The sequence below is a fragment of the Bifidobacterium oedipodis genome, from assembly GCF_012932425.1.
GTDB lineage: Bacteria > Actinomycetota > Actinomycetes > Actinomycetales > Bifidobacteriaceae > Bifidobacterium > Bifidobacterium oedipodis.
This window is the reverse complement of record NZ_JAAIII010000001.1, coordinates 36,764-49,014: the sequence shown is the minus strand read 5'-3', so window position 1 is coordinate 49,014 and position 12,251 is coordinate 36,764. Positions and strand designations below refer to the sequence as shown.

7 protein-coding genes are annotated in these 12,251 nt (G+C 56.0%); 1 reads left to right on the top strand and 6 read right to left on the bottom strand.

Annotated features, from left to right (window positions below):
- Positions 1 to 31 precede the first annotated feature (31 nt).
- Entirely contained in the window at positions 32 to 1,729 is a 1,698-nt protein-coding gene (locus G1C95_RS00180) for a zinc-dependent metalloprotease (RefSeq protein WP_169170945.1), read from the top strand.
- 94 nt (positions 1,730 to 1,823) lie between these two features.
- Here G1C95_RS00180 and G1C95_RS00175 read toward each other — a convergent pair whose 3' ends face one another.
- The 6 genes from G1C95_RS00175 to G1C95_RS00150 form a co-directional block, all read right to left on the bottom strand.
- Positions 1,824 to 2,921 (bottom strand): Mrp/NBP35 family ATP-binding protein, encoded by a 1,098-nt coding sequence (locus tag G1C95_RS00175; protein WP_169170944.1) that lies wholly within the window; start codon positions 2,919 to 2,921, stop codon positions 1,824 to 1,826.
- A gap of 133 nt (positions 2,922 to 3,054) precedes the next feature.
- Entirely contained in the window at positions 3,055 to 5,709 is a 2,655-nt protein-coding gene (gene ligA / locus G1C95_RS00170; protein WP_169170943.1) for an NAD-dependent DNA ligase LigA, read from the bottom strand.
- 31 nt (positions 5,710 to 5,740) lie between these two features.
- Complete coding sequence (locus G1C95_RS00165) at positions 5,741 to 6,364, bottom strand: response regulator transcription factor (RefSeq protein ID WP_169170942.1); 624 nt, start codon at positions 6,362 to 6,364, stop codon at positions 5,741 to 5,743.
- Positions 6,361 to 7,524: a sensor histidine kinase gene (locus G1C95_RS00160; RefSeq protein WP_169170941.1), complete on the bottom strand. Its 1,164-nt coding sequence runs from the start codon at positions 7,522 to 7,524 to the stop codon at positions 6,361 to 6,363. The genes G1C95_RS00165 and G1C95_RS00160 overlap by 4 nt, the downstream gene beginning before the upstream one ends.
- An 89-nt stretch (positions 7,525 to 7,613) precedes the next feature.
- On the bottom strand, positions 7,614 to 8,435 hold the full coding sequence (locus G1C95_RS00155) for a hypothetical protein (RefSeq protein ID WP_169170940.1): 822 nt from the start codon (positions 8,433 to 8,435) through the stop codon (positions 7,614 to 7,616).
- 204 nt (positions 8,436 to 8,639) lie between these two features.
- Complete coding sequence (locus G1C95_RS00150) at positions 8,640 to 12,206, bottom strand: tetratricopeptide repeat protein (RefSeq protein WP_169170939.1); 3,567 nt, start codon at positions 12,204 to 12,206, stop codon at positions 8,640 to 8,642.
- Between the last annotated feature and the right edge of the window lie 45 nt (positions 12,207 to 12,251).

Genomic DNA, 12,251 nt, shown 5'->3' with positions numbered 1-12,251 from the left:
ACCGTTTTTCGCGGCGAACAGAAGGATGCGCATGGACGACAACGCGATTCACGAATGGCTGATCAAATGCTTCGGCCCGGTTCAGGGTGAGATGGCATGGCAGCAAATCAGTCAGCTGCCCGCCGAAATCCGCGAACAATTGATGAGCCAGGATGCCAGCCGTCTGCCCAATCCAGCCGAAGTGCAGCAGATGATGGCCGCGTTCACCGCCGGCGGGCTCAATACCATGGGCGATATGCAGCGCACGGTTGAAGAGGGGCCGATTAACGTCAAGCTTGCCAAGTCCATCGCGCTGCAGCAGGCGAATGCCGCAGGCAGCCAGTCCAGCGTGTCGGCAATCGATGGGCAGCGGGCGCGCCGCGCGATGAGTGAGGCGAACCTGTGGCTGGATTCCACCTGTGATTTCAATCCCGCTCCCGGCGAGCCCGAAGTGCTCACCCGCGCCGGATGGGTTGAGCAGACAATCGACCAGTGGGCCACGTTCGCGGCGCCTGTGGCCGAATCGATGAACGATGCGCTGGCTTCGGTGATTGGCGAGCGTCTGGGCGGCATGTTCGGCGAAGGCGAGGTGGCCGGCATGTTCGCGGGCCCGGTGCCGATTCCGATTCCCGATGGCATGAAGGATCCGGCGCAACTGATGAAACTGTTGGGCAATACTTCCTTCGCTATGCAGCTTGGGCATGCCGCCGGCAATTTGAGTCATGAAGTGCATGGCAGTTTCGATCAGGGCATCGCACTGTTGAAGAATCCGGCCGGTGCGCTGATTGTGCAGAACGCCGCTGAATATGCCAAGTCATTGAACGGCGAACAGCCCGCTGGCACCAGTGAGACGGCCACTGCGACTGGTGACATGCAGACCGATGCACAGACCAGCGCACAATCCAATCCGATTGGTTTTACCGCCCCCACCAATGCCGATTCCACGACCGCTGCCGACGCTTCAGCCGATGAGGCTGGAAAGGTGGATTCCGCTGAATCCGCCGAACAGGCTGCGGCTTTCGAACAGGCATTCGCCGGCTTCACCACCGCGCAGCATATCCCTGAGGATGAGGTGCTCTCGTTCCTGGCTTTGCAGGAGATGGCGCACGCGCGCCTCTATGCTTCGGTGCCGTGGCTGATGCCGCGATTCGAAGCGCTGATTGGCAAATACGCCCGTGGCATCACCATTGATTTGGATGCCATGGAAGAGCAGCTGCGCGATGCGGCGAGTATGGATCCCGAATCGATTTCCGGCGCGGTGAATCTCGCCAAGGTCGGTATTCCCGACACCCCCGAGCAGCAGGAGGCGCTGACCTCGTTGGAAGCCCTGTTGGCTTTGGTTGAAGGTTGGGTGGATTGCGTGGTGTGGCGTGCCGGCATGGCTCACCTGCCGCATATCGAGCAATTGCGTGAGATGATGCGCCGTGAGCGGGCTATGGGAGGCCCGGCTGAACGCACTTTCGAGAATCTGCTCGGTCTTAAGCTGCGCCCCAAGCGCATGCGCGAGGCTGCAGGATTGTGGGAGATGATCACCGCTGCGGAAGGTGCGGAAGATCGCGACGCCAAGTGGTCGCATCCGGATCTGCTGCCCGCGCTGCCAGGCGACAAGCCCACGCCTGCCAGCGGCGCTGGTTCCGCGCATCCGGCTGCGAATGGCGGCGGAGCATCCGGCGAGACCATCGATTGGGATGCGGAATTGTCCAAGCTGCTTGACGAAGGCGACGATAGCGACAACAACGACAATAAGTAATACATACAAACCATTAGCGGCGGAGGGCTCGGAAACATCGCACGAATGTTTCCGAGCCCTCCGCCGCTATCTGTTGTGTCTTATCGCCTCGTTATCAGTGGCCCATCAGTTCGGTGGCCAGATTCCTGAATATCTCAGCGACCTGCTCGTTGTCCAATACCGCCGGACGCCCGGCTTCGCCGGTTTCGCGCACTTCGGGCAGCAACGGCAGCTGCGCCATCAGGGGCACGTCATAGCCCAAATCATGGCTGAGCTGTTCGGCGACCCGCTGGCCTCCGCCCTCGCCGAAAATATGCAGCCGCTCGCCCTTATGGTCGTAATACGACATGTTCTCCACCACTCCCCTGACCTTGAACGGCACCTGCAGAGCCACCAGGCCTGAGCGCACGGCGATATCGGAGGCGCTCGGCTGCGGGGTGGTGACAACGACCAGTTCGGCGTTGGGCAACGCCTGTGCCACGGAAATGGCCATATCGCCAGTGCCCGGGGCCATATCCAGCAGCAGCACGTCCGGCTCCCCCCACCACACGTCGGAGAGGAATTGCTCAAGACTGCGTTGCAGGCGCGGGCCGCGCCACAGAATCGCCCGATCCGCGCCGGCGAACATGCCGATGGAAATCAGTTTGACACCGTGGGCGGTGACAGGCATCAGCATGCCGTTCAAATTGGTGGGCTGGGTGGTCACGCCGAACAGGCGCGGCAGGGAGAAGCCATAGATATCAGCGTCGATGGCCGCAGTGTCATAGCCCATCGCAGCGAATGTGGCGGCAAGATTCGCCGTCACCGACGATTTGCCTACGCCTCCCTTGCCAGAGGCGATGGCGAAGATGCGGGTTTTGACGCCCGGTTTGGTGAACGGGTTCTGTTTGCGTTCGGCTTTGAGTCCGGCTACCAGATCGGCGAGCTTGTCGCGGCTCATCGAACCGACCTCAATGTGTGGGGTCAATGTTGCGCCCGGATAGGAGCTCACCGCGCCGTTGATCTGATTGGTGATAGTTTCGCTTAGGGGGCAACCGGGCACGGTCAGCTCGACTTGCACGGTCACGTCCCAAGCGTCCTGCCGGCCGTCTGCGGGCGCGGCCTCGATGGCGGCGATCATGCCCAGGTCGGTGACCGAACGGCCTAGTTCCGGGTCGATAACCCGGCTCAATCGTTCATAAATGTCCGCTTCGATCTGGCGTGCGCTGCTCATAACCCTCCCTTAGGAAATTACTGTAACAATCCACTGTGTTCGGCAAACCGCCTACCACCCTAGCGGTTTATGCGCTCCCACGCCAGAGTCCTGTACGCCGCCTGTGTGATTCAGACGACGTGCAGGCACGATGTCACAGTCCGTCCGGGCCTTCGTCAAGCAATATGGCGAATTGGGCCTCATCAAGCATGGGAACGCCGAGTTCTTCGGCTTTGGCGGCTTTGGATCCGGCATTCGCGCCGACCACCACGAAATCGGTTTTCTTGGATACCGAGCCCGCGGCCTTGCCTCCGCGCGCGATAATCGCCTCTTTGGCGGAGTCGCGCGAATAGCCTTCCAACGAACCGGTAACCACCACCGTCAGCCCCTGCAGCGTTTGCGGCAGCGTACTGGTTTCGGCCTTGTCCATGCCCACGCCGGCGGCCTTCCATGCGCGCAGCGTTTCGCCGCGCCAATCCCCCGGTTCGCGGGCGGCGGCGAACCACCCGACCACCGATTCGGCGATTTCCGGACCCACGCCGTCGATAGCGGTCAAGTCTTCGACACTGGCCTGCTCAATCGCTTCCAAGGATCCCAGCGACGAAGCGATCAGGCGTGCGGTGGGCGGTCCAAGCCGGCGGATGGACAGCGACACCAACACACGCCACAAGTCGGCGTGACGCGCCTTGTCAATCTCCTGCAGCATTTTGCGCGTGTTTTCCATCGGTTTGACGATGATTGGCACCACCGTCTGCCCGTCGCGTGTGCGTTTCGTTTCCTCGCGCACGATCACGGCGTCAGCGGGTACATCGTAGCCGGGGTAGCGTGGGTCATCCGGCTGACCGGCTTTGACTTTGGTGGCCGGGGATGGTGCGGTCCAGAAAGCCGGCACCTGATGCCATAGGCCGGCTCCACCGATACGCTTGCGGGTTTTTCTGGGTTTGCCGTTCGCGCCAATGGTTTCGCGCACTTCGATAATCGGCGTTTCACGCCATACGCGCACATCTTTGAGATCATCCGCCGTAAGAGAAAACACACCGGCCTCAGATTTGAGCGTCGGCGTTTGCACCGCCGGCAATTCCAGTCCCGGCACCGGTTCGTAAGGTTCCGGCTCCTCACCGGGAGCGACAAGGATTTCCGTGATATTCGGCGCATATTCCGCCACCGATCCGGGGCGGTTGTCTTCGGGGTTGGTCAGTGCGATTGCCGACTGTTCGCCCAGATGCTCGATATCGAAGGCCTTGCGCATCGACAGTGAGATGACACGCTCGGTCAGCTGGGCGGGGCACGATTCCATATTCGGGCAGCGAATATCCTTATCACCCTCCTTGGCCGGAGCAAGGCGCGCCCCGCAGCTCGGGCAGTATTCGGGCATCACGAATTCACGCAGCTCCGCTTCACGCCCCTTGCGTCGTTCGAGTACCGGTCCGACCAGTTCGGGGATCACGTCGCCGGCCTTGCGCACCACTACGGTGTCGCCGATCAAAATGCCCTTGCGTTTGACTTCGAAGCCGTTGTGCAGCGTGGTGCGTGCCACGGTGGAGCCGGCCACATACACAGGTTTCAGAATCGCCACCGGCGTCACACGGCCGGTGCGGCCCACCTGCACGCGAATGTCAAGCAGTTCGGTGTTGACCTCCTCAGGCGGGTATTTGTAGGCGATAGCCCAACGTGGCGCACGCGAGGTGGCACCCAGCGTGCGCTGCAAAGCGAGATCGTCAACTTTAACCACAATGCCATCGAGCGCGTGTTCAATATCGCCGCGATGTTCGCCGTAATAGTCGATCATGTCAAGGATCTCATTGAACGACGAAACCGAACGGTTGTGCGGGGAAACAGGCACACCCCACTTGGTGTACAGCTCGTAGGCTTCAGATTGGTCGTTGACCTGATCATGGGTGTCGGCCGCGCGACCCTGCCCCCAGTCAAGCCGTCCGATGCCATGCGCGTAGAACGAGAGCCGACGGGTGGCGGTGATGCGCGGATCCTTCTGGCGCAGGGAGCCGGCCGCCGCATTGCGAGGGTTGGCGAACGGCGCGCGCCCGGCATCCTCCTGCTGTCGGTTCAAGGCATGAAAGTCATCCCAGCGCATGAACACTTCGCCGCGTATTTCCACAAATTCGGGCACATCTTCGGCAGGACCCGCAAGGTTGGCCGGAATGGAGCCGATGGTGCGCACATTCAGCGTGATATCTTCGCCGGTTACGCCATCACCGCGCGTCAAGCCCTGCTCGAGCACGCCGTTGCGGTAGATGAGGTTCAGTGCCAGACCGTCGATTTTCACTTCGCAGCTCATCGGCAGGGGCTTGGATTCGGGCCAGTCAAGATCACGAATCACCGAATCGTACCAGTCCCGCAGCTCTTCGATGGAGAACACGTCATCCAAGCTCATCATGCGGCTGGGGTGGCGTACAGAGGCAAAATCATTGGAGAAGGTGCCGCCGACGCGGTGTGTGGGCGACTGCGGGTTATCAAGCGAGGGGAAGGCAGCTTCCAGCCGCTCAAGGCAACGCATGCGCGCATCATAGGCGGCGTCGGAGCTTACGGGAGCATCGTCAATATAGTAGGCAATCTGATCGGCTTCCACCCAAGCGGCCACGCGCGCCCACAGGCGGGCGGCGGCTTCGGCGCTCAGCGTGTTCACATCCAGACGATCCAGGCGCGTCGCATCGTCGTCGGTGGCCTGCAGGGCGGCGATCCACTGCTCACTGCCCGGGGCGAAACGCGCAATACCCTCATCGACGACGATGACGTCGCCATCCCCCTCGTCGAAATCCCATGCCAGTTGTTCGGTTTCGTTCGTGCTCATGGGAGCCCATCTTACCGGCTGGCTGGGCCAGTTACAGCAGCCCCTCCTGAATGCATACCTTGATTGCTTCGATTCTTGAATGCACGCCCATTTTTGAATACGCATTATTCATATGGCTTTTGACTGTGCCCTCGCTCATATGCAGCAATCTGGCAACCGAGCTGGTTGTGCGGCCTTTCAAGTATTCACGCAACACAGTGATTTCTGTATCTGTTAGCAACATCCGGCTCGCAGCTAACGATCGTTCTTCCCAAGTCCGAAGAAAATCCTTACCGGTCACCACGCCAACTGTGTGCACGTATTCTTGCACACTTGCCTCTTTACGCAAAACAGCTTTGATTCCAGCTTCAATCAGTTCTTGGCGTGTATATGTAAGATTGAATGCAGTTATGCCAATCATAAACACGTTCGCCCAATGTGTCGTAACACGGTTAGCAAGATCCTTGCCACTCATAGTAGGCATCTGCAGATCCGTAAAAATCACTTCAGGACGCATGGCATCACACGAACAAAGGCTAAGAGCTTCACGCCCATCGCATACACTCCACATTACTTGTAATGGAGTAGGACGATTCGTAAACATGTCTTCCAGCGCTTTGGCGACCAGAGGATCATTATCAACAATTCCTACAGTAGCGACATTGTTCACATTCATAAAATCACTTCACTTCTGTAATGGGGAATAGTGATATATGTTACCCACTCACCATCCTGTTTCCCATATGACATACTACCATTTATATCGTGAATCATCTGTTCAAGTAGCATTAATCCAGCACCAGAAGAAAAAGATGATGACAAAGCATCCTTAGATTCAGGTGAACATTTATTCGACGAAATGATAATTGTGGCACTATCTTCAACAACCACCGTAAGAATATATTCGCCCTTCACACCATGTTTAGCGATATTACTGCTCAACTCATTTATACAGTTAACAATCACATGAGCAACATCATTCGACAATAATCGCAGCGGTCCCAAGCATTGCGGTTCACCTATAAAACCAAGTTCAGACAGATGACCACCAATCACAGACATACATTTTTTAATATCATAAACTTCATTATGAGATACCTCTGATTCTATACGAGTATCATTAATTTCTTGGCTTTCCAGATGTTGACGCTCAGGGATAATGACACGTTGACGCAGTTCCGACAGACAATGTTCAAGAGTTACACAAATATCATCCAACAAATTATCTTGATTATTCAAATTTAAACTTCTGCATCGTGTAACAACATACACCAAATCATTAGCAACGGAATCATGCAACACATGCAGCATCTCTAACTGGCGACTCCGATAACGTTCTTTTTCTTCAGCTACCAACAATTGCTTCTGATTATTAATTGCAAAACGTATTATTACCCCAACAGTCCACGCAAGCAATATCAAGAACAACATTGAACAAAACCCAGATACTATCTGATACTGCATCAATGAAGTAACCAAGTACAGAGTTTCTACAACCACCAAACAAATCACAGACAGGCGAATACGGCCCTTACGCATACCCAAAACAATTATCGATGCATAAAATGACATCGTCGAAATCCAGTACGCCCCAAGGCTTGGAAAAGGCATAATCCACAAAATAATACTAGAAACTACATAGATTATACTTCCATACACTGGATATAAGGGCCAAACCAAAAAAAGAAAAACCATAATAGACAACTCACCATAAAGCAGTGGCGTCATTCCTTCTATACCTAAATTATATATCACCATCCAGCTTACACATACCCACGATGTTGCAAAATACATCCATCGTTCTTTCCAAAGTTTCTTCATCGTCTCACCACACATGAATCCACACCTCTAGCACGATTAGAATTCCAGCTCCCAACATATTCACCTCTTTGAAATCAATCCTATACAAGATAGGATTAGTCATTTTACTCAAAATACGTAGGCACAGGTGGAACTAGATTTACAGACTGGTTATCGATTTTAACGACAACAAAAGGACGAAATACTATTTTTTCCGATCGTATTTTCGCTTTTGCTTGAACCTGCATTCCTTTTTCTGATTTAACTATTTTTTTATCAGTAATATCAATCTGATCAAAATGATTAGGATAATAATATGAAACATCTGAAACTTCAGCTGTTTGACCACTAATTTCATAATCAATAGAGGCAACCCCTTGATCAGAAACCTGCGACTGCATAGGGGTCGAAGTTATCGATAAAACTTTCTCATCAACCGTCTCTTTTTGATCTAGAATATACTGAGAAAAATCGTAATTCAACACTTTGTCATCAAGACATATGAATTCAATACGCGTAATTCTTGTCTCGTTATCAAAAACACATTCATCCACCTTAGGCAACAGCACCAAGGTTAAATTCTGCTCTTCTCCTGCTACTTTTACAACCGTCCAAACCAACTCAGCAGTTTTATATATCATATCTGCTTTAGAATATAATTTCGCCTCCTTTATATTATTCTTTAACTCATTCTCAATATCTGACTCAGACAGCTGATTGCTAAAGTGTGATTTAAAATAGAATGGAATCCACCTATTATATCCCGAATCATCATTTTTACTAAGTGAAACATATGCATCATTTTGATCAAGCTCTAATGTTTGAGAATTAAACTCAGAAATTGATGATTTACTTTTCATGTTTTGTACGTACATAAATACCATAGCGATCACAGCGATTGCTGCAACAAAAACACATATTCCACGATACCAAATCTTTTTTTGCATTTTCTTTTCCATTCAATATGGGTGATTCGTATCAAACTCAATACGACACTCCCCCACAAGTCGAACTATATTGTCAGTATGACGACTTCTTTATCGTCATACTGACAATATAATTCTTCAACGGCTCGGCACCGCCGGAAAAAATCATACAAACGGTCAGAAAACACAGGCAAGCCGCGTAAGCGACACCCAAGCGGAAAAGCCTTAGGCCGACAGGGAGCGCAGGAATTGGGCCTGGATCACGTCGATATTGTCGCCTTCGCCGTCGTTCATGCGCGCGGCGGCCACCGACAGGGTGCGGGCCGGCACGAACATGCCTTCGTCCACGCACACGCGGGCCGCGTCGTTGACGATGTCGGCTACCTCGGTGTGCGGCCAGACAGGCAGATCATGCGCGGCGAGCACATGGGCCGCAGCCTCCACGCTTTCGGGCACGCGAATGCACTGCGAGTCGGCGCGAGAGACCAGCTCCTGTAACTCGCCCTCCAGCGAACCGATGGCACCGGGGGCAATGTGGTCGGACATGATGTACGCAGCGACCGCGGTATCGAAATGATCCAACATCCATTCCGAATAGGCGAAACGGTAGTAGGCGAAGGCTGCATCGTCGCGATCCAATGCCACGCGCAACGCATTAAGGCAGGCGGCGCGCGCCGAATCCCAATCCTCCAGGCGGGCCAACTGAATCGCCAGCTTCAAATGCGACAGCGGATAGGCCGGCGCATAGGCGACCATCGTGTTCAGATGCCCAATTGCAGCTTTGGCACCCTTGATCTGGCTGAGCACATCGGCCAATTCCATATGCGCATAGAAGAGGTTGTCGGGAATAAGCACGGTGCGCTCGTCCAGCGTGGCGAACAGGCGGTTGTACACCACTCGCTCGGCATAGGAATTGAAGTAACGCGGCACACCAGGATTGGCGGCGAGACGCTGATCCAGACCATCGACAGCGGCCTCGACCGCTTCCAATGCCTGATCGACCTGACCGGAGAACAGCATGTCGCGAGCACGCATACGCTCCTTATCAAGATCGTCGGCCATGGAGAACGTGAAGTCCGGCGTATCCTTGCCATCAATCAGCGCGCTGGTGACCTCAGGGGCCAACGCCGTCAGCTCAGGGTCGCTGATGGATTCGATCAGGCGCATGGCCTGCTGCGCTTTGGAGACGGAATCCAGTGAGGAATCGCGGGCGATGGCATGGAATGCGTTGACGCCATGCTGCAGCAGATCCACGCGCTGAATGGCCAGGCCGGCGCTGTCGGCGGCGCCCAGCACGCGCGCGGTGGATTGCCCGAACGTACGTTCAGCCAGTTCAGGCTCCTCCTGGGATCCCGCCGGTGAGAATCGGCTGTCGCGCAGGTCGAAGTCGGCATTGATCGGCTTGAGGCCTCCCTCGCCGTCCACGTCCATCACCGCGTCGAACATGCGGTAGGTTTCCTCGGGGTGTTCCAGCCCATCGGCGCGCAGCCTGCGTTCGAAGGCCTCGCGCGTGAAAGTGACGGTAACCATGTTGCGCACGGTGGGGTTGCGGCGCAGCGCACTCATTGGATCGTTGTCCGCATCATTGCCATCCGAAAGCGCATCCTGCCCGCTCATATCACCAGCATCGGCGCCAAAAGGTTCGGCACCGACAGTGAACGGAACGGACGCATCCTCCCCTGGATTGGCGTTCCCCTCGTTTCCTGCGGAAAAGGCCATTTCGTCAATATCGAGCCCCTTCATCAGGTTCTCGAACTGTGCGTCAATAGATGCCGCATCACCGTCCGTTGCATTGTCATCGCCTAACGTAGCGTCGCTGCCGCCGCCCGTAGCATCGTCGGACGCTTCGGGCGCATGGGTGATCGGCAGGGACGGGTCGCCGTGGAAGTCGCCGTCTTTGGGATCGGCTTTGGAACCGGCGCGGCCCACGTCAGTCGAACGCATGTGTTCGAAGGCAAGCAGGGCTTCGCGCATCATCTCTTGGATGGCGCTGTCTTGTTCGGCGATGGCCTCTTCCAAGCCGATCGAATCAATATGCAGGGATACGCTGCGCACCGCCGGATCGGCACCGAAGCTCAACGCGGCCATAATCAGACCGACGCGCAGATTGTATTCGGCGCTCATGGTCGCCCGTTCGGCGCTGCTCAACGTGCGCCAGGTGCGGCGGTCAGCATCGTAGCGGCTCTCCGGCATCATCGATGTACCCGCCGTGGTGAAGCCCAGAGCCACGTCGCCAGCCGCCAGATGGGAACGGAATTCCACGTCGAAACGATAGGGCAAGCGCAAACGGCGCAGCAACGACGACAAAGTCTGCCGATATACCCATTCGGAAGGTTCGCTGGCTTGCCCGCGCGGATCAGCGAACTGGTCATTGATTTTGATAGCAAGCCGACGCGCGGTCGCCATCAAGGCAAGCATCTCGTTGCCGCCCTCCTCAACCGCTTCAAGCGGCGTCAGCGCCATAATCGCCGGATTTTCCAACAAACGCATGTCGATTTGCGCCGCTTCGGCTCTGGTGACCGTGTCTTCCGTGGGGTACACTCCTTGCGTCGCGTTGCGCTCCAACCATGCGCTCACTGTGGCGAAACGATTGAGATTACCTTCAATTTTCAGCGATTTCAGCGCTTGGGCGAATGCCAACGACTTGTCCCAAGTGAAGAAATACGTGCCTGCATAGGTCGAGGTGTACAGGTGCAACGGTTCGGCCCCATGCACGGCCTCCAAGCCGGGCGTGGTATCGAGTGCGCCGGCTTCGCGCATCAAGTCGGCGAAATGATCCTCAAGCCCGGAGGCGCGCATGCCATGGGCGCGGGCTTCCATGGTGTCGCGCACGCAGCGGCGGATTGCGCCAATCGGCGCTTCGCGGTTGAGACGGCGGAAGATGTTGCCCGAGCCAAAGCCGATAAGCAGCCCGTTGATTTGCGGCAGCATGTATGCGGCGAAGAACGCAATGGTGATTGCGTCGCGGTATTCCAGATTCTCGCGCATATCGGCCGGCAAGTTGGCGCGCATCTGCTCCAAGGTGTACCGATTGCCAGATTTGAGCCATGAGGCAAGCCAGGTCATGCGACCAGTGTCGTCGCGCCCGACCACTCCGCCGACAACCGCCTTCACGCCGCTACCGTTAGCACCGTTAACACCATTAACACCATTGGTGTCATTACCAAGCGTGCCAGACGTGTCGGCAGCCCCATTGTGGCCGGAATGCTTGGCATGCAGGGCCGCTTTGGCCGCTCCCATCGCCTCCGCAGCACCGCGCTTTACTCCAAGCAGCGTGTTGCGCCAGCCGTTCGCTTGGGTTTCATTTCCGCCAAGACGGGCGCTTGAGGACAGTTCCAGGTCACGTTCCTTGCCGAACATGAAGCGCGGCTGCATCTCCTGCACGTCCATATCGGGGTCGGAGCCCACAAATACGCGGCCGTGACGGTCGGCGAACGCCACCTGTGCGAAGTGATCCTTGTCGGTGAAGATGCCGAGTGAAAACCCGCGGCTGTGCTCGCTGGGCAATTGCGCCCAGCCAAGCGTTAGTCCTTCGGGAACGTTCTCCAACTTGGCGAAAGTGCGGCGTTTGGTCAGCGGAGACAGCGCGATCGCATGGCGTGTCAATTCATCGATGATGCCGCCGGTTCGTGCACTGGCTTCTTCCAGCGCCTCACCGAACGGGTTGGCGTGTGTCGTCTTGCTCGGGGCGGCAAGCCCCAAATCGACGGCGAGCGCGCCCATTGACGCCTTCGCCCCTGACAGTAGGGAAGACAGGCTCAATCGTTCGTGGTTCGGCATTGGTTTCGGCATGGTTCACATTCTCCCCTGCTTGCCTGACATGAAGCCCATAGAGTA

Coding starts and splice junctions, on each gene's coding strand:
- G1C95_RS00155 (WP_169170940.1), bottom strand. CDS start 8,435: ATGCAAAAAAAGATTTGGTATCGTGGAATATGTGTTTTTGTTGCAGCA.
- G1C95_RS00165 (WP_169170942.1), bottom strand. CDS start 6,364: ATGAATGTGAACAATGTCGCTACTGTAGGAATTGTTGATAATGATCCT.
- G1C95_RS00180 (WP_169170945.1), top strand. CDS start 32: ATGGACGACAACGCGATTCACGAATGGCTGATCAAATGCTTCGGCCCG.
- ligA (WP_169170943.1), bottom strand. CDS start 5,709: ATGAGCACGAACGAAACCGAACAACTGGCATGGGATTTCGACGAGGGG.
- G1C95_RS00160 (WP_169170941.1), bottom strand. CDS start 7,524: ATGTGTGGTGAGACGATGAAGAAACTTTGGAAAGAACGATGGATGTAT.
- G1C95_RS00175 (WP_169170944.1), bottom strand. CDS start 2,921: ATGAGCAGCGCACGCCAGATCGAAGCGGACATTTATGAACGATTGAGC.
- G1C95_RS00150 (WP_169170939.1), bottom strand. CDS start 12,206: ATGCCGAAACCAATGCCGAACCACGAACGATTGAGCCTGTCTTCCCTA.